The 20268-nt window shown below is 59.0% G+C and carries 16 protein-coding genes; 11 read left to right on the top strand and 5 right to left on the bottom strand.

Annotation, left to right across the window (positions count from 1 at the left end):
• Positions 1-8 precede the first annotated feature (8 nt).
• A complete protein-coding gene (locus G5221_RS16940) occupies positions 9-1034 on the bottom strand; it encodes an ABC transporter permease subunit (protein ID WP_031227629.1) in 1026 nt (341 codons plus the stop codon).
• Positions 1035-1774: 740 nt separating this feature from the next.
• On the opposite strand from G5221_RS16940, the gene G5221_RS16945 reads away from it, so the two are divergent.
• From G5221_RS16945 to G5221_RS16980, 8 genes are all read left to right on the top strand, one after another.
• Positions 1775-4330, top strand: a complete 2556-nt coding sequence (locus tag G5221_RS16945) for a TonB-dependent receptor (RefSeq protein WP_227341314.1) — start codon at positions 1775-1777, stop codon at positions 4328-4330.
• A 108-nt stretch (positions 4331-4438) separates the two neighbouring features.
• Positions 4439-5203, top strand: coding sequence for a DUF3450 domain-containing protein (locus tag G5221_RS16950; protein ID WP_005343435.1), 765 nt, complete (start codon positions 4439-4441; stop codon positions 5201-5203).
• Complete coding sequence (locus G5221_RS16955) at positions 5200-6573, top strand: MotA/TolQ/ExbB proton channel family protein (RefSeq protein ID WP_110303404.1); 1374 nt, start codon at positions 5200-5202, stop codon at positions 6571-6573. The genes G5221_RS16950 and G5221_RS16955 overlap by 4 nt, the downstream gene beginning before the upstream one ends.
• Before the next feature lie 10 nt (positions 6574-6583).
• On the top strand, positions 6584-7111 hold the full coding sequence (locus G5221_RS16960) for a MotA/TolQ/ExbB proton channel family protein (protein ID WP_005338936.1): 528 nt from the start codon (positions 6584-6586) through the stop codon (positions 7109-7111).
• A gap of 67 nt (positions 7112-7178) precedes the next feature.
• A complete protein-coding gene (locus G5221_RS16965; RefSeq protein ID WP_005338933.1) occupies positions 7179-7586 on the top strand; it encodes an ExbD/TolR family protein in 408 nt (135 codons plus the stop codon).
• 16 nt (positions 7587-7602) lie between these two features.
• Positions 7603-8238: an energy transducer TonB gene (locus tag G5221_RS16970; RefSeq protein ID WP_064337222.1), complete on the top strand. Its 636-nt coding sequence runs from the start codon at positions 7603-7605 to the stop codon at positions 8236-8238.
• An 11-nt stretch (positions 8239-8249) separates the two neighbouring features.
• Positions 8250-9494, top strand: a complete 1245-nt coding sequence (locus tag G5221_RS16975) for a tetratricopeptide repeat protein (RefSeq protein WP_216951981.1) — start codon at positions 8250-8252, stop codon at positions 9492-9494.
• A 510-nt stretch (positions 9495-10004) separates the two neighbouring features.
• The gene (locus G5221_RS16980; protein WP_227341312.1) at positions 10005-10925 is read left to right on the top strand and encodes a L,D-transpeptidase family protein; all 921 of its coding nucleotides are present in this window, start codon (positions 10005-10007) and stop codon (positions 10923-10925) included.
• Positions 10926-11016: 91 nt separating this feature from the next.
• Here the strand turns inward: G5221_RS16980 and sppA are convergent, their stop codons facing one another.
• Positions 11017-12861 carry a signal peptide peptidase SppA gene (gene sppA, locus G5221_RS16985; RefSeq protein ID WP_421205867.1) on the bottom strand — a complete coding sequence of 615 codons (1845 nt, stop codon included), beginning with the start codon at positions 12859-12861 and terminating at the stop codon, positions 11017-11019.
• A gap of 208 nt (positions 12862-13069) precedes the next feature.
• Between sppA and G5221_RS16990 the strand changes: the two genes are divergently transcribed.
• The gene (locus tag G5221_RS16990; RefSeq protein ID WP_368209715.1) at positions 13070-15097 is read left to right on the top strand and encodes an FAD-dependent oxidoreductase; all 2028 of its coding nucleotides are present in this window, start codon (positions 13070-13072) and stop codon (positions 15095-15097) included.
• 114 nt (positions 15098-15211) lie between these two features.
• Positions 15212-15760, top strand: coding sequence for an NAD(P)H nitroreductase (locus G5221_RS16995; RefSeq protein ID WP_227341306.1), 549 nt, complete (start codon positions 15212-15214; stop codon positions 15758-15760).
• Between the two features lie 382 nt (positions 15761-16142).
• Here the strand turns inward: G5221_RS16995 and G5221_RS17000 are convergent, their stop codons facing one another.
• From G5221_RS17000 to G5221_RS17010, 3 genes are all read right to left on the bottom strand, one after another.
• Positions 16143-16697, bottom strand: a complete 555-nt coding sequence (locus G5221_RS17000) for a sugar O-acetyltransferase (protein ID WP_167556678.1) — start codon at positions 16695-16697, stop codon at positions 16143-16145.
• 164 nt (positions 16698-16861) lie between these two features.
• Positions 16862-17740: a 50S ribosomal protein L11 methyltransferase gene (prmA, locus tag G5221_RS17005; RefSeq protein ID WP_005349476.1), complete on the bottom strand. Its 879-nt coding sequence runs from the start codon at positions 17738-17740 to the stop codon at positions 16862-16864.
• Positions 17741-18277: 537 nt separating this feature from the next.
• Positions 18278-19294 (bottom strand): zinc-binding alcohol dehydrogenase family protein, encoded by a 1017-nt coding sequence (locus tag G5221_RS17010; RefSeq protein WP_181223327.1) that lies wholly within the window; start codon positions 19292-19294, stop codon positions 18278-18280.
• A gap of 100 nt (positions 19295-19394) precedes the next feature.
• On the opposite strand from G5221_RS17010, the gene G5221_RS17015 reads away from it, so the two are divergent.
• Complete coding sequence (locus tag G5221_RS17015) at positions 19395-20267, top strand: LysR family transcriptional regulator (RefSeq protein ID WP_005358412.1); 873 nt, start codon at positions 19395-19397, stop codon at positions 20265-20267.
• Position 20268: the final 1 nt, after the last annotated feature.

Raw genomic sequence — 20268 nt, forward strand, 5'->3', positions numbered from 1 at the left:
GTTCATGGTCAATCTCCAAACCGCACACGCGGATCAACCAGGGCAACGCAGATATCGGAGACGATATTGCCAATCAGCATCAGCATGGAGGTGATGGCCAGAATGCCCATGACGGTGGGGTAATCCCGTTCGACGATCGCCTCGTAACCGAGCAGGCCGATGCCGTCGATGTTGAAGATGGTCTCGATGAGGAAGGAGCCGCCAAAGAAAACGGTGAGTACAGACCCCAGGTGACTGGCGATGGGGATCAGGCTGTTGCGCATGGCGTGGTCGGTGACCGCCTTGCGAAACGGCAACCCCTTGGCCACGGCGGTGCGCACGTAATCCGCCGACAGGTTCTCCATCAGGCTGTTTTTCATGGTCATGGTGAGGATGGCGAAATCGCCGATGGCGTAGGCGATAAGCGGCAGCAGAGCGTGGGCAAAGACAGTGCGGATCTGATCCCAGCTGCTCTCCATGTACTCAAAGTCGTCCCCCGGAAAACCGCCCATTGGCAGCCACTCCAGATGGAAGGCGAAGACGGTGATGAGGAAGATCCCCACCACGTAGGCGGGCAGGGCATAGGCCATGTAGATAAGCATGGAGCTTAACGAGTCGAAGCGGCTGTTGTGCCTGAGCGCCTTGGCCACCCCCAGCGGAATGGAGACCGCATAGCTCAGCAGAAAGGTCGCCAGTCCAAAGAAGGCGGTAACGGGGAGCCGCTCCTTGATGAGGTCCCACACCGGCTCGTAGTAGCGGGTCGATTCGCCCAGATCCAGCACCGCCAGCTTCTGCAGCCACTCCCAGTAGGCGACCAGCATCGGCTTGTCGAGACCATAGAAGGCCTTGAGCTCCTCGATCTGCTCATCTGAGAGGGCTTGCGCCCCCTTGCTGCCGCTGGAACGGCCGGATTCATTCTGGGAAACCTGGGCTTGCAGCAGCATGCGTTCGACCGGTCCGCCCGGCACGAAACGGGTGATGGTGAAGACGAGCAGGGTGATACCGAGAAACGTCGGGATGATCAAAAGCATCCGGCGTAGGAAATACGACAGCATGGTGGAACCTCGTCCTTGTTGTTCTTTTTTGCGGCCAGTCAAATCCGGTGACGGGCCTGTCCTTCCTGGCATTACGCGCTGGATTGGTTGCCAAACAGCAGACAATCCGCTTGGCCACTGTAAAAGCTCTGCAACAAAAATCAAGTACAAGGAAATGGAAAACTGGGACAAATGACCCGCTGAGACCAAAAGCACCGAAAAATGACGTTTTTTATCTGAAAAGTGAAAATCAAAACAAAACGCTACTGCTCAACATTATTTTAAAAAATATAAACAGCTGTTTGTTTGAATCTTATGTTTGTTTATGTGATTGAATTTTAAGTGCTTTTATTTCTGCTATCAAAGAAGGGAAAACGATATCATCTCGACAAATTTATCTATCTCCCCCATCGGAGTGGTCAGTCACAATAATAATTAAAATAGAGTTTTATTCTTATTTTTGCCAATAAATCGAAATAAGATATAAAGAGACAGCACGTAAACAAATAAGTTCATCAACTTTTAATTCAGCGTCTTTTACATGTTTTAACAACGATTTCACATTGCGCGGGATGTTTTTGGCAGAATTATTCACTAATTATGCCGGTCAAAATTAATACACTCCGCTTATTCCACATCTCACCCTCCCGATCCCCCCACTCCATTGACGTCGCCAGTCAAAGATTGATAAGCCTTACGCATCGCTCCAAAGAGGGCGGTATCAGGAAGCAAACAATAAACAACCAGGAAGGATATAAGCGATGCTTAGGAAGAGCAGAATCTCTGCTGCGATTGCGTTCGCCTTGGCGAGCCTTGCGGCGGCCCCATCCGTATCTGCCGAAGAAGGGCAGAACGTCGAAAAACTGCAGAAAATCAAAGTCACTGGCTCCCGTATCTCTCGTGTTGATGTTGAGGGGGCGACTCCGGTTGTCTCTGTCAGCAAGGCCCAAATTGAACAGTCTGGCCAGCAGACTGTGGCTGATTATCTGAAACAGGCCTCCTACAACTCCTTTGGTGGTTTCTCTCCATCCTCCGGTAGCTCAGCCCAGTCACAAGCCACCGTAGGGCTGCGTGGCCTTGGTGAAGATCGCACACTGGTGCTGCTCAATGGCAAGCGTATCGCCGGTTCTCCCTCCATGGGGGGCACCGCCATCAACCTCAACACCATCCCCATGGCGGCCGTTGAGCGGGTGGAAGTGAACCTGGACGGTGGCTCTGCCCTGTATGGTTCTGATGCCATCGGTGGCGTTATCAACGTGATCCTCAAAGAGGGTTTTGAAGGTTTGTCATTCCAGGGGCGCGTCGGTTCACCGACCGAGGAAGGTGGTGACGAACAGAGTGGTTCCATCGTCAGCGGTATTTCGGGTGAGAAAGGTTCCCTGATGATGGTCTACGAGCATGATGTGAAAGACGAGATCTATTACAAGGATCGTGACTATCTGGCCAAGCAGGGGGCTGAGTCTCCTAGCCTCTATGGTCGCAATATCAAGGGAGTAGACGCGGCAACTGGCAAGACCGTAACCCGTACTCTGAATGGGGTCGACTGTGAAAGCACCGGCGCCGGTTTTGTCACCAAGGGTACGGCTTGCCGCTTCGACTTTGCCCAGGTCGCAGCCAAGACCGCCTCGCGTACTCGCGACACCGTCTATGTCAACGGCCGCTACCATATCAACGACAATGTGGATTTCGTGCCACAGATGATTGGTTCCCGGGTCACCAGTTTTGGTCGTTTCGCCCCTGCTGCTGGTGCCTTCACCGTGGATGGCTCCACCCCTGAAAGCGCTGCAGTCCTGTCTGCCAACAACTTCAGCACCGCCAAGGCTGCGACGGTTTACTACCGCTTCAACAACGTCGGTCCCCGTGACAACGAAGTGACCGACTTGACCGGTACCCTGAACCTGGGTTTTGAAGGGATGGTTCCGACCGAGGCGGTTGGCGATCTGGAGTGGAACGCCGGTTACATGTACTCCAAGACAGATAACCAGAGTATTGGTAATGGCTATGTATTGGAGCCGGCGGTTCAGACTCAGGTAAACAGTGGAAACTTCGTCAACGGCAGCTTCTCCGCTGATGCCACCAAGGATCTCTCTTATACCACCAGCCGCAACTCCAAGATGGATTTCTTCCAGTGGTATGGCGGTCTGGGTTGGGAGATGGGCGAACTGCCTGCTGGCCCGGTCAGCTGGTATCTGGGTGCCGAGTATAACGATTGGGTTTATTCCGACACCTACGACAGCCAGTCCGAAGCGGGTAACGTACTGGGTTCATCCGGCAACTCCGGTAGCGGTGTGCGCGATGTGTTTGCCACCTACATCGAGAGCCTGATCCCCATCACCGAGCAGATCGAGCTGAACCTGGCGGGTCGTTATGACAAGTACAGCGACTTTGGCAGCGCCTTCTCGCCCAAAGCGAGTCTGCGTTATCAGCCACTCGACCAGCTGATGTTCCGTACCTCCTGGTCCCAGTCTTTCCGCGCGCCGGGTCTGAATGATCTCTATGCGGCGGATGCCCAGTCAGCGGATTTTGCCAAGGACTATGTCTACTGCCAGGCCAATGGTATTGCAAACTGTTCCGAAGAGCAGTACGAGACAACGCGCCAATCCAACAAGAACCTGAAGGAAGAGACCGCCAATACCTTCACTATCGGGGCGGCCTACAATCCGCTGGACAATCTGAACCTGTCGCTCGATTACTACTACATCAAGATTGATGACGTAATCCAGCTGGCTACCACCCAGACCCAGTTCTATCAGGAGCTCAATACCGGCAGCAACCCGAACGTCATTCGTGACGCCAACGGCGATGTCGAGAAGGTCTATGCCGGCATGGTCAACCTGGGGCAACTCAAGACCAGTGGTATCGACTTCAAGGCGGACTACAAGTACGACTTCAACTCCTTCACCCTGCGATACGACTTTGGCAGCAGCTACATCCTGAAATATGAGGAAGGTCTGTTTGCTGGTGGCCCAATGGTTGACAAGAAGGGCTGGAATGGCAAACCCGATTTCCGTTTCAACTCCGGGATCGGTGCCAACTTCCCGCAGCTGTGGAATCTGGATACCTACCTGAGCACCAACTATATCGACTCCCAGAGCCAGGACTATGTGGATGACAAGGAAGAGGGCCATATTGCTTCCAACACCATCTGGAACCTGAACGTCGCGGTCGATACCAGCTGGAATGCCAAGATCCAGACCGGCGTGAAGAACATGTTCAACCGTGGACCTTCCCTGTCAAATGATGGTTACACCTACGATGAATACCTCTACAGCATTGACGGACGGGTCTACTACATCGACTACACCCAGAAGTTCTAATCAACCCCGTTGATATACAACCTCAGTCGGCCCGGTCGGGCCGGCTGTGCCCAACGTCCAAGGAAGTTACGGAGATAGGGTAATCCTATGAAGACAAGGACCATTACAATGAAGAAAGCGCTCCTTGGCAGCCTGGTTTCGGCCGCCTTGTTGACCAGCTTCAATCTGAGTGCCGCCACTGCCGGTCAGGCCGTGGACGCTCAAGCCGCCACCGACAACGCATCCAAAGTTTCCCAGCAGAAGATCGACAGCTATGCCGAATCTGCCGAATCCGCACTGGCCCAGTACAAGGCAGCCCTGCGTCAGGTCGACAGTCTGCGCACCTACAACGAGCAGGTGAGCAAGATGGTCGAGTCCCAGAGTGCCGAGCTGGCGTCGATGCAAAAGCAGATCGCCCAGATTGATCAGACCAGCACCGAAGTTGTCCCCCTGATGCTCAAGATGATCGACTCCCTCGAGCAGTTTGTGGCGCTGGATCTGCCGTTCCAGAAGGTCGAGCGCGAGGACCGCGTAGCAGCCCTGACCGACCTGATGAACCGGGCCGATGTCACCATCTCCGAGAAGTACCGCAAGATCCTGGAGGCCTACCAGATCGAGGAGGGCTTCAGCCGCACCATCGAATCCTACAAGGCGAGCCTGGACAAGGATGGCAGCGAGAAGACCTACGAGTTCCTGCGCGTTGGTCGCATCGCGCTGCTCTATCAATCCCCGGATGGCAATGAGACCGGGATGTGGAACAAGAAGACTCGCCAGTGGGAAGAGTTGCCCCAGGAGTATCGCAGTGCGGTTGAACAGGGCCTTCGCATCGCCAAGAAACAGGCGCCTCCCGCGCTGATCAAGCTGCCGGTTCAAACTGCGGAGAAAGCATCATGAAAGGAATCAAACTTGCGATTGCCTCCCTGATTGCGGGAGCAACCCTGGTCACCCTGCCGGTGACCGCCGCCGAAAAACCGGTGGATCTCAATGCGCTGCTGAACCAGGTCAAGGCCTCCAGCCTGAGCGAATCCCAACTCAACAAGGAGCGGGAAGCCCGCTTCCTGGCTGACAAGAACGAGCAGGGGGCGCTGCTGGCCAAGGCCAAGGCCGAGCTGGCTGCCGAAACCGCCAAGGGCGAGCAGCTCAAGGCGACCTTTGATGCCAACGACAAGCAGCTGACCGAACTGACCGAAACCCTGCGCCAGCGTTCCGGCAACATGGGCGAGATGTTCGGCGTACTGCGTCAGTTCGCCGGTGAGTTCAAGGGGATCTTCAACGCCTCCGCCCGTCGGGTCGAGCATCCGGAACAGACCGCGCTGCTGACCCGTCTGGCCGAGAGTAAAGAGCTCCCCTCCAGCGACGATCTGGAAGCGTTCTGGACCACCACCCTCAGCCGCATGGTGGACGGTGGCAAGGTGAGCCAGATCCCGGCGACTGTGGTCTACGGCGAAGGCAACCAGGCCGAGAAGACGGTCACCCAGATCGGTGAGTTCAACACTGTCTCCGAAGGCAAGTACCTCACCTTCGTGCCGGAGACCGGCAAGTTCGAGCAGCTTTCCCGTCAACCTGACAAGGGGGTGCTGGCACCGATCGCCGAGTTTGAACAGGGCGGTGACGGGGTCAAGCCCATCTTTATCGACCCGTCTCGCGGCGTGATCCTCTCTCTGCTGGTGCAGTCACCGACTCTCAAGGAGCGGATCGATCAGGGTGGTGAAGTGGGTTACGTCATCATGGTGCTCGGCGTGCTCGGTACCCTGCTGGCCATCTTCTGCGGTATCCGCCTGTCGCTGATCGGCTCGTCCATGCGCAAGCAGCTGAAATCTGATCAGATCATCAAGGGCAACCCCATTGGTGACATGCTGGGGGCCTACCAGAGCCATCGCGGTGACAACATCGAGGATCTGGAGTCCAAGCTCGACGAGATCATCCTGCGCAACGTGCCCAAGTTCGAGAAGGGCATCAGCATCATCAAGCTGATCGCTTCCGTCGCGCCGCTGCTGGGCCTGCTCGGTACTGTAGTGGGGATGATTGCCACCTTCCAGGCCATCACATTGTTCGGTACCGGCGATCCCAAGCTGATGGCGGGCGGTATCTCGGAGGCGCTGGTGACCACCATGCAGGGTCTGGTCGTCGCGGTGCCCATGCTGTTCCTCTACACCATTGTGCAGACCCAGAGCCGTCGTCTGATCCAGGTGCTGGAAGAGCAGAGCGCCGGTTTCGTTGCCCGTTATCAGGAACGTCTGCACGCCTCCAAAGCCGCAGCGTAAGGAGTCACCCATGTGGTTCTGGTTGATTGAAGAAGTCGAGTCGGTCCGCCGGTTTTTGGGATTGGGGGGCGATGTACTGGTCGCCCTGTTCTTCCTGACCCTGATGATGTGGGCCCTGTTGCTGGAGCGCTGGTTCTACTTCATGGCGGTCTACCCCAAGCAGGTGAAGCAGACCAAGGCCACCTGGCTGGCCCGTACCGATCATCTCTCCTGGTCTGCCAAGCAGATCCGGCGCGAGCTGGTCTCACGGGTTGCCATGGCGGTGGACAAGGGGATGCCGGTCATCAAGGTGCTGATCGCTCTCTGCCCGTTGATGGGGCTGCTCGGCACTGTGGTGGGGATGGTGCAGGTGTTTGACACCCTGGCCATCACCGGCACCGGTTCGCCGCGGGCGATGGCATCGGGGATCTCCAAGGCAACGGTACCGACCATGGCGGGCATGATCGCCGCCCTTTCCGGCCTGTTTTTTGTCAACCAGCTCGATCACAAGGCCAAACTGGCGGTGCAAAAGCTGGAAGACAACCTGAAACACGGTTGATGCAGGATGCATACCCCCGGCGAGGCATGGCCTGCCGGGGGCACAGAACAAGCAAGGAGTTTCTGCTATGAGAAAACGTTACAGCGACAGCGGTGCTGACGAGGCGGCTATCGATTTGACCCCCATGCTGGACATAGTGTTCATCATGCTGATCTTCTTCATCGTCACCACCTCCTTCGTCAAGGAGTCCGGTGTCGAGATCAACCGTCCCAGTGCCAGCACGGCCGAGACGGTGAAGAAGGGCAATATCATGGTCGCGGTGCGCGAAAACGGTCAGGTCTGGGTCGACAAGCGGGTGGTCGAGGTGGGGGCGGTACGCGCCAACATCGAGCGGCTGCGGGCCGAAAACCCGGAGAGCGCCGTGGTGATCCAGGCCGATAACGAATCCCGTTCCGGTCTGGTGGTGCAGGTCATGGATCAGATCCGCATGGCCGGTGTCCAGAACATCTCCATCGCGGCAGACAAGAGCAGCTGATGCCGGAGAGAGACCTATGAGATACCTGATATCGTTGGCGGTCTCCTGTGTGGTGGTGTTCTTTCTGTTTCTGGGAATGAACAAGCTGATCACACCGGATCACCGGGAGCTGGTGGAGAAGGAAGACGTCAGCATGACCGATTTCATCCGCCTCAAGCCCCAGGAGACCCTGCAAGAGAAACAGCGGGAGCTGCCCAAACCGCCGCCGCCCAAGCGTCCGCCACCGCCTCCCGAGATGGAAGTGGCCAGCACGGATCGGCCTAAGATGGAGAGCGCGCCGATGGACATGCCCAAGCTCGACATCCCGGTCAACATCGGTGGTGGCAACGCGCTGGGGGCCTACAGCACCGGCGGCGGTGGTGGCGGAGTCGGTGGCAACAACGGCGCCATTCCGCTGGCAACCTTCGAGCCCATGATGCCCCGCAAGGCGGCGCTGGCGGGCCTGGCCTCCGGCAAGGTGCTGGTGGAGTTCACCGTCACCGAGCGCGGCACCGTCAGCAACGTGCGGATCGTCAAGGAAGAGCCGCGCAGCTATGACCTCGGCAAAGAGGCGCGCAAAACCATCGCCAAGTGGACGTTCAAACCGGCCATGGTGGATGGCAAGCCGCAGGCGAGCCGTATGCAGCAAGAGATCGAGTTTGCGGTCAACTAAGGAAGGTGGCGATGAACAAGTTACACAAGATGATCCTCGCCCCGGTCGCCATGGCGGTGCTGCTCAGCACCGCCAGTTGGGCCGCCGAGCAGCCGGCCCTGTCGGATCGGGCCTATCGGGCGGTCAACAAGGCGCAGGAGCTGATCACTGACAAGCAATACGGTCTGGCGAATGCCAGATTGCAGGAGGCACTCTCCAGCGTGGGTGATCGGGTCTACGACAAGGGGGTCATATTGCAGACTCTCGGTTTCGTAGCCGCCCAGCAGGAGAAATACGGTCAGGCGACCAAGTACTTTGCCGATGCCATCGCGACAGGCGGCCTGCCGCCACCGGTGGCCCAGCAGGTGCGCTACAACCTGGCCCAGCTCTATATGGCTGAGGGTAATTATCAGGGCTCGATCAAGACCATGAAGGAGTGGTTTGCCAACCAGGGCAAGGATGACAAGCCCAACTCCCATGCCTATATCACGCTGGCCAACGCCCACGTGCAGCTCAAGCAGTACCGTGACGCGATCCCGGCGGTGGATCAGGCGATCAAGCTGTCGGCAGGTAAAGCGCCGGAGTCCTGGTATCTGCTGAAGATGGGCGCTCACTACGAGCTGAAACAGTACAAACCGGCGACCGAGGTGCTGACCTCTCTGGTCAATATGTTCCCGGAGAAGAAGAAGTACTGGACCCAGCTGTCGGCCATGCATATGCAGGCAGGCAACGATGGCAAGGCGCTGGCGGCGCTGGAGTCGGCCTACAACCTCGGCATGTTGACCGAGGCTGCCGAGCTGCAGCGTCTCGCCAACTACCTCGCCTTCACCGGCATTCCCCATCGCGCCGCACGGGTGATGGAGAAGGGGATGAAGGACGGGGTGATTGAGCAGAGCGCTGGCAACTACAAGACCCTGGCCAACTACTGGCATCAGGCCAAGGAGCTGGATCCGGCCATCGACACCCTTGCCAAGTCCTACCAGCTGGCCCCGAGCGCCGAATTGCAGCTGAAAATGGCGCGCATGATGATCCAGAGCAAACGCTATCAGGATCTGGTGGCGCTGGCCGCCAAACCGGCAGCCAATGCAAATGGTGAACAGCGGGCGGATCTCAAGTTCCTGACCGGGGTCGCCTATTTTGAGCAACAAAAGCCGAAGGAGGCCCTCAACGCCTTCACCCAGGCGGCTCAGAATGGCAACGTCAGCGGTCGGGCATCCCCCTGGATCAGCTTCCTCAAAGAGCAGAGTGGTGCGGCGGGGGAAGCGGCCGTCCAGTAATTCCAATGACAACGCTTGAAGTCCCTTTTATGGTTGCCTGGTGGCTCCATTAACCGCTCTTCGGAGCGGTTTTTTTATGGTGGCAGCCAGTCCCTGCTGTAGTCGAAGCGCTATTTTCCACCTTTTCGCTCCAATGAAAGTGCCACAGTCAACATTGGCCTATCTCCTCCGAGGTGACAAACGTTTCAGCCAGGGCTGCAACCGTGACACCAGGTGGCACAGCGCTGTGGTCTAAGGGGGCGGGGTTGGTCCGCAGAGAGGGGGCTATGCTGTACATCTCTCTTTCAATGGCGACTTGCCAAGGGGGCTTTTGCTCTGTTGATAAGCATCACACCGAAAACGGCCACTTTTAACAAGAAAAGCAACATATGGAAGTTGAAATTTTGGCCGACTCGGGAAAGAATGCGCGCTCGGTTATTTGGCGCCGTGGTGCAGGTTGACCCGCCACCGGCAGACCGAAGATAAGATGGCCTCCGGCCCATTTGGTACAGGAAACCACACAGGAATTTTATGAGCCCCCTTCGCACTGCCGCTTCGGCCCTTTTATGCACACTTGCGCTGATCAGCCAGCAGGCTGCCGCCGTCGAGTACCGTCTGCCTGCGGCCAACAGCCGTCTGATCGGTGAGAATCTGGAATATGTGGTGCCTGCGGACAATCGTCCGCTGGAGCAGATTGCCTCCGAGTTTCAGTTGGGTTTGACCAATATCATGGAAGCCAACCCGGGCGTTGATCCCTATCTGCCCAAAGCGGGCAGCACCCTGATCATCCCTCACCAGTTGATCCTGCCCAACGCGCCCCGCGAAGGGATCGTCATCAACGTTGCCGAGATGCGCCTCTACTACTATCCGAAAGGGAAGAACGTGGTACAGGTATTGCCCATCGGCATCGGTCAGCTGGGGGTGAACACCCCGGAGAACTGGATCACCAAGGTAGAGCGCAAGCGCGCCAATCCGACCTGGACCCCGACCGAGAACATCCGTCGTCGCTATGCCGCCCAGGGCAAGACCCTGCCGGCAGTATGGCCAGCCGGTCCGGATAACCCCATGGGTCTGCACGCCCTTTACATCGGCAACCTCTATGCCATCCACGGAACCAACGCCACCTTCGGTATCGGTCTGCGGGTGAGCAGCGGTTGCGTGCGTCTGCGCGCTGACGACATCAAGTATCTGTTCGACAACGTGCCGGTCGGCACCCGCGTCCAGTTCGTCAACCAGCCGGTCAAGACCACGGTCGAGCCGGATGGCGGTCGCTACATGGAAGTACACGAGCCGCTGTCACGCACCGAGGAGGAGTTCAACTCCACCGCCTCCGTGCCGCTCCCGATGACACCGGCCATCACCCGCTTCATCGCTCACGCCGAGTCTGACTCCAACGTGGTCAAGCAGGTGCTGGAACAGCGTACCGGTATGCCGACCCGCCTCAATCCCTGATTGAGCAAGTTGGCGGTGCCGCGCGCACTGGCTGAATAAAGAAAACGGCGACCATCTGGTCGCCGTTTTTTATGGGTGAGTCACCGCTTGCTCACTGCACGCAGACCGGGCAGAAGGCGTAGGTGCCTTGCGGATCGTTGAAGCGGGTGAGCGGGTCAAGACTGCGGTTCACTTCCACCAATGCCTTGCCAAATCCAGCCGGCAGCCAGCTTTGCAACTGGGGGGCCAGCACTTGGGCACTGCTGTCAAACAGCTGGCGCAGGAACTTGTCCTTGGTGGACTCCTCCTGCTCGATGGGGGTGACCTGCCACTCCTTGAGGTTGGCCAGTTCGGCGGCGGCCTTGATGGCGTCATCCAGATTGCCGAACTCGTCCACCAGACCCAGGGCCTTGGCATCTTCGCCGGTCCAGACTCGGCCTTCGGCCGCTTTTTCGGCCTCTTCCGGGCTCAGACCACGGCCCTTGCTCACCAGACCGATGAAGCGCTGGTAGGTATCCTCCACGCTCAGCTGGATGGCCTGACCGACGTGATCCGGCAGGGCGCGGGTCGGGCCGACACCGACGTAATCTGTGGTGCCAACCCCGTCGGTATGGACACCGAACTGGGCCAACGCCTTGTCGATGGTGGCGAACATGCCGAATACCCCGATGGAGCCGGTGAGTGTGGTCGGGGAAGCGAAGATCTTGTCCGCATCGGCGGAGATCCAGTAGCCACCGGAGGCGGCATAGCTGCCCATAGAGACCACTACCGGTTTGCCTGCCTGTTTCAGGGCCAGTAGCTCGGCGCGGATCTGCTCGGCGGCGAAGGCGCTGCCGCCCGGGCTGTCGACCCGCAGGACCACGGCTTTGACCTTGTCATCGCGGCGGGCATCGGCCAGCAGGTCGGAGAGGCTGTCGCCGCCGATGGTGCCGGCAGGCTGGACGCCATCCATGATGGCGCCGCTTGCGACCACCAGACCCACCTCATCCTTGCCGCTCTGGGGATATTGTTCCGGAATGGCAGCCAGATACTCTTTCAGGCCGACCCCTTTCCAGCCGTGGTCGTCCGCTTCACCCACCTCTTTAATGACCGCCTGGGTCATCTCGTCGCGGGTGGCCAGCTGATCCACCAGCCCGTTGTCGAGGGCGTAGTTGGCGGCATTGCCACCGGCTTTGCGCAGCAGCTCGAGGAAGCGCTCCTTGCCCGGTGCGACCGCATCGGGTTCGATCTCCCGCTGCTCGGCTACGTCAGCCACATAGGATTGCCACAGCTGATCCAGCCAGCGCTGGTTCGCTTCTTTGCTCTCGGGGGACATCTCGTCGCGGGTATAGGGTTCGACGAAGGATTTGTAGGTGCCGACCTTGAATACATGCGGGGTGATGTTGAGCTTCTCCAGCGCCGACTTGAAGTAGGTCTGGTAGACCCCAAGCCCCTCGATCACCACGGCGCCGCTCTGGTTGAGCAGCACGTGATCGGCGTGGGCCGCCAGCAGGTACTGGCCTTGAGTGTAGAAGTCGGCCATGGCAATCACCGGTTTGCCGCTCTCCCGGAAGGAGTCGATGGCACTCGCCACCTCCTGCAGTTTGGTGAAGTTGGCTCCCTGCAGCCCTTGCGGCTTGATCACCAGCGCCTTGATGCGCTCGTCATCCTTGGCATTCTTGATGGCCCATAGCAGGTCGGAGAGGACGATCTCGCTCGGCTGCTCGTCGCTGCTGTCCATCTGACGCAGCAGTTGTACGGTGGGGTCTGTCTGGGAGCGTTGCTCCACCAGCACGCCGTTGAGATTGAGGGTCAGCGCCCCTTCGATGGGCGCCTTGGGAGCCTCTTTCTGGCTGACGCTGAAGACGATGACCAGCACTACGATGAGAAACAGCAGATTGACCAGCATCAGCCGGGTGAAATTGAGCAGGCGCCACAGGCTGCGGAACAACCAACCCAGACCTTTGAAAATAGACATAGTCGCGTTATCGCCCTGTTAATGGGTAGAGAAGAGCCATTATTAACCAGTTGCGGGCGAAATTGCCATTTCCGACTGGCGGATCCCGTCTATCTTCGTTCAGGGCACGGCTGTTCGCTGAAAAATTGTCCAAACATTTGTTTGAAAAAGAATTTTCGATTCTTTACTCTAGCCTCAGTTTGATAACAAAAAATTAACTGGAGGCATCGTGAGCCGCTATCCGACCCTGCTGACCCCGCTCGACCTTGGTTTTACCCAGCTGCGCAACCGCGTCTTGATGGGCTCCATGCATACCGGCCTCGAAGAGGAGAAGGGCGGTTTTGACAAGCTGGCCGCCTTTTACGCCGAGCGCGCCCGTGGTGGCGTTGGCCTTATCGTCACCGGCGGCATTGCCCCCAACCTGCGCGGTCGGCTGGTGCCTCACGGCTCTCAGCTGAGCTTTCCCTGGCAGGTGAGCAAGCACAAGAAGGTGACCAGCGCCGTGCATCAGGAGGGGGGCAAGATAGCGCTGCAGATCCTTCATGCGGGCCGCTATGCCTACCATCCGTTCAGCCTGGCGCCGAGCGCCCTCAAGGCTCCCATCTCCCCGTTCAAGCCGCGGGCCATGAGCGAGCGGCAGATCCGCGGCACCATTCGCGACTTCGCCGCCACTGCGGCGCTGGCCAAGGCGGCCGGTTATGACGGGGTCGAGGTGATGGGGTCGGAAGGCTATCTCATCAACCAGTTCATCTGCGAACGCACCAACAAGCGCACCGATGGCTGGGGCGGCAGCAGCGAAAACCGGATGCGCTTCCCGGTGGAGATTGTCCGCGCCATCCGTGAGCGGGTGGGCACGGATTTCATCATCATCTTCCGCCTCTCCATGCTGGATCTGGTGGAGCAGGGCTCGACCCTGGAAGAGGTGATTGCCCTTGGCAAAGCGCTGGAAGCGGTGGGGGTGACCCTGATCAACACCGGTATCGGTTGGCACGAAGCGCGTATTCCCACCATCGCCACCAGCGTGCCGCGCGGCGCCTTCAGCTGGGTGACCGCCGAGCTGAAAAAGCATCTCAAGGTGCCGCTTATCACTACCAACCGGATTAACACCCCAGAGGTGGCAGAGCGGATTCTGGCGGGTGGCGAGGCGGATATGGTCTCCATGGCGCGCCCCTTCCTGGCTGATCCCGAATTTGTCATCAAGGCGGCCGAAAATCGGGCGGACGAGATCAACACCTGCATCGCCTGCAATCAAGCTTGCCTTGACCATGTGTTCAAGCAGAAGCGCGCCTCCTGTCTGGTCAATCCCCGCGCCTGTTTCGAGACCGAGCTGACCTTTGGCCGCGTGCCCCAGCCCAAGAAGCTGGCGGTAGTGGGGGCGGGCCCGGCCGGGCTGGCGTTCGCCTGTTACGCCGCCGAGCGCGGTCATCAGGTGAGCCTGTTCGATCAGGCCAGCGAAATCGGCGGCCAGTTCAACTTCGCCAAGCAGATCCCGGGCAAGGAGGAGTTTCACGAGACTCTGCGTTATTTTGCCAAACGGCTGGAGAAGTGCGGCGTCGAGCTCTATCTCGGCCAGCGCCAGAGTGCCGAGAGTCTGCTCGGCGGCGGTTTTGACGAGGTGATCCTCGCTACCGGTATTCGTCCGCGCACCCCCAATATTCCGGGCATCGAACATCCCAAGGTGATGAGTTATCTCGACGTATTGCGGGATCACAAACCGGTCGGCCAGAAGGTGGCGGTGATCGGTGCCGGCGGCATCGGTTTCGATGTGGCTGAGTATCTGGTCGAGAAGAAGGTGGAGATGGATGCCGATGGGCACCGTGATCACTGGCTCAAGGAGTGGGGCATCGACAAACAGCTTGGCGAGCGCGGTGGCCTCACGGTTCCTGAAATCGACGCCCCCGAGCGCCAGATCTGGCTGCTCCAGCGCAAGGAGAGCAAGGTGGGTGACGGACTTGGCAAGACCACCGGCTGGATCCATCGTACCGTGCTCAAGAACCGCAAGGTGCAGATGCTCTCCGGGGTACAATATCTGGGGATCGATGACGAGGGCTTGCACATTCAGGTGGGCGAGACCAAACAGTGTCTGCCGGTGGATCAGGTGATCGTCTGCGCCGGGCAGGAGCCCCTCAAGGAGCTGCAGGCCGGGTTGCAGGCGGCAGGCAAGCCAGTGCATATCATCGGCGGAGCCGACGTGGCTGCCGAGCTGGATGCCAAACGCGCCATCCGGCAAGGGGCCGAGCTGGCTGCGATCATCTAGCCAGCGGCGCCTTCTTGCCCTTTATAGTGCGATAAACCCCTGAGCCTCAGGGGTTTTCTTCATTCGGTGCTGTGCTAAGGTAGCGCCATCATTGCCCCAGAGAAGGAATTGCCCATGGATGCCCTCACCCTGTTGCTCAATCGCCACTCTTGTGGCCGTCTCGCCGATCCCGCCCCGAGCGGTGAGGTGCTCGACAATATCCTCAAGGCGGGTTTGCGCGCCCCGGATCACGGCACCCTGACCCCCTGGCAGTTCATTCTGTTCGAAGGGGAGGGGCGCGAACGGCTGGGTAAGCTGCTGGCCGAGGTGGCCCGTGCTCGTGGCGAAGATGAAGAGAGCATCAAGAAGTGCAGTGAAGCGCCGCTGCGGGCGCCCTTGGTCGTCGCCGTGGCAACCCGTTATCAGGATCACCCCAAGGTGCCGAAACTGGAGCAGGAGCTCTCTGCCGGTTGTGCCCTGATGGCGATGCAGATGGCGGCGCAGGCGCAGGGTTTCAACGGCATCTGGCGCTCCGGCTGGTTTATCTTCGATGAGCAGATCAACAAGGGATTGGGACTGGCGGCAGAGGATCAGCTGGTGGGTTTCCTCTATCTCGGTACCCCCATGCTGGAAGCGCGTAAACTGCGCGAGCTGCCCATCGATGAGTTTGTCCGCCGTTTCTGACTTTTTGGCCACGTTGCGGTTGAGAGAAGCAAAGCCTCGAGAAATCGGGGCTTTTCTGTTTAACCGTGAATAGTAACCAGAGTGATTGGGGAAAATAAATGGCTCAAAGAGGCTTCGCGTGCCATAGCAGGTAATTATTTAAATAGTGCGATGTACCTCGCAATCCTGTGGTATTTCACTATGTAAAACGTTTGCGCATTCGCTAATATCTCCCTGCCAGTTTAGAAGGGCACTCCTTCTAATTTTTCTGCGATGAGAGTCGCAATTCCGTAGCACCTTTTAACAGCCCAACGTCTTCGTGACATTGGGCTTTATTTTTTTATGGGGTGTCGGGGCTGTTGTGAGTTGATGGCGGTATCGGCATACAACCCGGTTGGCTGCCTTATGCCCTGTTTGTGGCTGGCAGGATCCGGGCCGGGTTGCCGACTACCCGAGCACCGGCCGGTACATCTTTGGTGACTACGGCACCCGCGCCGACGATCGCCTCCCGCCCTATGGTGACGCCGGGCAGCAAGATGGCGCCGCCCCCAATCCAGACCTTGTCTTCAATGGTGACCGGCAGTGCCGTCTCTGTGCCCTGAATCCGTTCGTCGGCCTCCAGCGCATGGGCTGCGGTATAGATCTGCACGTTTGGCCCAATCATCACATGGGCGCCGATGCGAATGGGGGCATTGTCCAGCAGGGTCGCTCCCATATTGATGTAGGAGTCCTTGCCCAGGTGGATGTGGCGGCCATAGGTACAGTAGAGGGGCGGGCAGATAAAGGCATTCTCAGCCAATTTGCCAATCAGCTCCGCCAGTAGTGCCCGCTGCTCTGCCTCATCTTCCGCCTGATTGAAACGGCGATAGCGCCGTGCCGCTTCCCGGCGCAACAGGGCCAGCTCGGGTGCCATGCAGTTGTACGGTTGGCTGCTAATCATCTTCTGGTATTCGCTCATGGCAGGGCCTCAATGATGTGGAAGAACGATGTTAATCCCTTATTGGCCAGAGAAGCGTGAACCGTCCCCCAGAGTAGGAAAGGGGGGAGAAACAACAAGAGCACCCGTGGGTGCTCTTGTTTAATAAAGATGCTGACTTGCCGCCTTGAGAGTGGGAGCTATGTTTAGCCGTGCTTGCGGCCGGAGAGGCGGCACCACTCCTCCTTGACTGCGGTCGGGTCCATCTCGAACCACTGGCCGTAGATAGTTTCCAGTTCCGGGGCCTGGCTCTCCAGCACGCCGGAGAGGGCCATCAGGCTGCCCGGCTTGCCGTGGCCGGCGATCAGCGGAGCCAGTTCGCGCAGCGGGCCTGCCAGGATATTGGCGACCACCACGTCCGCTTCGACATCTTGCGGCTGGTCGGCCGGCAGGTAGAGCTCAATCTGGTCGGCGACGCCGTTGCGTGCGGCGTTGTCGCGGCTGGCCTGAATGGCCTGCGGGTCGATGTCGATGCCGATGACGCGGGCAGCACCCAGTTTCAGGGCGGCGATGCCGAGAATGCCGGAGCCACAGCCAAAGTCGACCACGGTTTTACCGGCCAGATCCAGCCCGTCCAGCCACTGCAGGCAAAGGGCGGTGGTGGGGTGGGTACCGGTACCGAAGGCCAGACCCGGATCCAGCATGACGTTGACTGCATCGGGGTTCGGCACATCGCGCCAGCTCGGGCAGATCCAGAGGCGCTCGCCAAACTGCATGGGGTGGAAGTGATCCATCCACTCGCGCACCCAGTCCTTGTCTTCCAGCTGCTCGACCTTGTAGCCGACATTTTCGCCGAAGATCTGCTGGAAGAAGGCGATAGTGGGGGCCGGATCGGTTTCGGCATCGAACAGCCCCATCACTTCGGTCTCGCCCCAGAGCGGGGTTTCACCGGGCATGGGTTCATAGACGGGCACATCCTTGGCATCCATAAAGGTCACCGCCTGGGCTCCACGCCCCAGCAGCATGTTGCTCACCTTGTCTGCGGTCTTGGCAGTGGCGTTGATTCGAATTTGTATCCAGGGCATGGCGTCGACTCTTCATAAATGTGAAACCGCGAGATTCTACCATCATGGGGCAGTGCTGTCGTGGTTTGCCCATGACGTGGAGGGATACGGGGGCTTTTGCCGGATTGGCACGGTTCCTGTATTGCTCTATGCAGGCGAAGACGACCGGTTTTCGCTGAACGCTTTGCTCAAGTTCCGTCATCTTTCACTGCCACCCTCGGGTGGCATTTTTTTATCTGCACTTGTTTGCCTAGTAAACAGTCTGCCAGATAAAAAAAGAGCAAGGTCGGCACCTTGCTCAAGGACGGGCTGACGCCGTTTTGGCGCATTCATGCTGCTGTTGGCACGCCAGATGCAAAGACTAATATGTCCTGCATAAGGATATGTGTGTGATTGTTACCCCAATGTTCAGGTATTCAGGCCATTTCTCGCGAAATGGCCTCTTTTTTGGCTGATTGTCGGACGTTGGTCTGCCACAGGCTGTCATGAGTGCCGCTGATTGTGCCCGTTTGGGGCATCTCCTTGGTGAACTTATCCCATCATGGTGCGTTGGAGGGCTTAGTTGGCAAAGCCGCTCATGTCGATCACCAGCTTGCCTACCATGCGGCCTGCTTCCACCTCGGCATGGGCCTGAGCCAGCGTGACCGGGGTCAGTGACGGGATGGTTCTGGTCAGGGTGGTCTGCAATACCCCTTCATCGACCAGTGCCGCCACCCGGCCGAGCAAGCGGTGCTGTTCGATCATGTCCGGGGTCTGGAACAGGGAGCGGGTGAACATGAACTCCTGGCTGAAGGTGACGCTCTTGCTCTTGAGCAGGGAGAGATCCCACGGCTCGCTCGATTCAGCGATGGTGCAGATATGGCCAAATGGGCGGATCAGCCCTGCCATGGTAGCCCAGTGCTCGGCGGTGGCGTTGGTGCAGAAGATGGCATCGACCTGAGTGATGCCAAGGGCGGTCAGCTCCTCCTGCAACTTGTGGTGGTTTACGACCTGATGGGCGCCCATCTCGAGGCACCACTCACGGCTCTCGGGGCGGGAGGCAGTAGCAATCACCTCCATGCCGGTGAGCTGGCGGGCCAGCTGGATGGCGATGGAGCCTACGCCACCGGCGCCGCCGATGATCAGCAGTTTGCCACGGCTCTCGCGGGTGAGGGCAAAGCGCTCGAACAGGGTCTCCCAGGCGGTGATGGCGGTCAGCGGCAGGGCGGCGGCCTCCACATCGCTCAAGCTGGTGGGGGCGATGGCGGCGATGCGCTCATCCACCAGTTGCAGGGCGCTGTTGCTGCCCGGGCGGCTGATATCACCGGCATACCAGACTCGGTCGCCCGCCTTGAACAGGGTCACTTCGCTGCCGGTGGCGATCACTTCCCCCACCGCATCCCAGCCCAGCACCCGGGGCGAGCTTTCAATTTTGGCCTTGGGGGAGCGCACCTTGGTATCTACTGGATTGACGGAGGTGGCGGTGACCCGCACCAGCAGATCCCGCGGGCCCGGAACCGGATCGGGCAGGTTGGCGGCGATGAAGCAGTCGGGGTGGTCGCTTGGCAGATAGTGAGTCAGGGCAATGGCTTTCATGGTTTTTCCTTTCAAATCGCTGTGTTCGGGATTGCCACTCACTCTAGTCTGGTTGATTATCAAGATTAAGATGGGTAATCGGTAAAGACTGTTTGAATATATGAACAATGTCGATCTGGAGTTGATGGGGCTGTTTGCCACCGTGGTGGAGCAGGGGAGCTTTACCCGGGCTGCCGAGCTGCTCGGTATGCCCAAGTCATCGGTGAGCCAGAAGATCTCGCGGCTCGAATCCCAGCTCGGGGTACGGCTGTTGCAGCGCACCACCCGCAGGTTGAGCCTGACCCCGCAGGGGGAGCTCTATGTGGAGCACTGTCAGGGGCTGCTGGCACTGGCCCGCAGTGCCAATCTGGCGATGGCACGGCTGCGCTCGGCCCCGGCGGGGCGGGTGCGGATCACTGCCCCCGAGGCGACCGGTACTCTATTGCTTGGCCGGATCCTCGCCGAGTTTCGCGCTCTCTATCCCGAAGTGGTGCTGGAGTTGACCCTGAGTGACGAACAGCTCGATCTGGTGGGGGAGGGTTACGATCTGGCGCTGCGGGCGGCGCCGCTGAAAGACTCCAGCCTCATCTGTCGGCGCATCGGTCAGGTGGCACGCCATCTGGTGGCCGCACCTGCCTATCTGGCGGCCCACGGCATGCCGCAACAGCTGAGCGAGCTGGGCCGCTATGCCTGTCTGGTGCACTCGGCCATGCCGGTGTGGCCATTGCAGGAGGGTGGCTGGCGGCCGCAGGGGGCCTGTGTCAGCAACAGCTTGCTGGCGCTGCGGGAGATGGCACTTCATGACGGGGGGATTGCCCTTTTGCCCCACCATGTCTGTGAAGGGGATTTGGCCGCGGGGCGGCTGCAGAAGGTGTTGCCGGATCAGCCCATTCCGGCCAACCCGTTCTACCTAATCTATCCGAGTCGGGAGCATCTGGCCCCCGCTCTGCGCACCCTGATGGATTTCGTGGCCGAGCGGTTGCCGTTTGCTTGAG

Source organism: Aeromonas sp. 602200, assembly GCF_049173895.1.
Lineage (GTDB): Bacteria > Pseudomonadota > Gammaproteobacteria > Enterobacterales > Aeromonadaceae > Aeromonas > Aeromonas veronii_A.

Coding starts and splice junctions, on each gene's coding strand:
- G5221_RS16940 (WP_031227629.1), bottom strand. CDS start 1,034: ATGCTGTCGTATTTCCTACGCCGGATGCTTTTGATCATCCCGACGTTT.
- G5221_RS16945 (WP_227341314.1), top strand. CDS start 1,775: ATGCTTAGGAAGAGCAGAATCTCTGCTGCGATTGCGTTCGCCTTGGCG.
- G5221_RS16950 (WP_005343435.1), top strand. CDS start 4,439: ATGAAGAAAGCGCTCCTTGGCAGCCTGGTTTCGGCCGCCTTGTTGACC.
- G5221_RS16955 (WP_110303404.1), top strand. CDS start 5,200: ATGAAAGGAATCAAACTTGCGATTGCCTCCCTGATTGCGGGAGCAACC.
- G5221_RS16960 (WP_005338936.1), top strand. CDS start 6,584: ATGTGGTTCTGGTTGATTGAAGAAGTCGAGTCGGTCCGCCGGTTTTTG.
- G5221_RS16965 (WP_005338933.1), top strand. CDS start 7,179: ATGAGAAAACGTTACAGCGACAGCGGTGCTGACGAGGCGGCTATCGAT.
- G5221_RS16970 (WP_064337222.1), top strand. CDS start 7,603: ATGAGATACCTGATATCGTTGGCGGTCTCCTGTGTGGTGGTGTTCTTT.
- G5221_RS16975 (WP_216951981.1), top strand. CDS start 8,250: ATGAACAAGTTACACAAGATGATCCTCGCCCCGGTCGCCATGGCGGTG.
- G5221_RS16980 (WP_227341312.1), top strand. CDS start 10,005: ATGAGCCCCCTTCGCACTGCCGCTTCGGCCCTTTTATGCACACTTGCG.
- sppA (WP_421205867.1), bottom strand. CDS start 12,861: ATGTCTATTTTCAAAGGTCTGGGTTGGTTGTTCCGCAGCCTGTGGCGC.
- G5221_RS16995 (WP_227341306.1), top strand. CDS start 15,212: ATGGATGCCCTCACCCTGTTGCTCAATCGCCACTCTTGTGGCCGTCTC.
- G5221_RS17000 (WP_167556678.1), bottom strand. CDS start 16,697: ATGAGCGAATACCAGAAGATGATTAGCAGCCAACCGTACAACTGCATG.
- prmA (WP_005349476.1), bottom strand. CDS start 17,740: ATGCCCTGGATACAAATTCGAATCAACGCCACTGCCAAGACCGCAGAC.
- G5221_RS17010 (WP_181223327.1), bottom strand. CDS start 19,294: ATGAAAGCCATTGCCCTGACTCACTATCTGCCAAGCGACCACCCCGAC.
- G5221_RS17015 (WP_005358412.1), top strand. CDS start 19,395: ATGAACAATGTCGATCTGGAGTTGATGGGGCTGTTTGCCACCGTGGTG.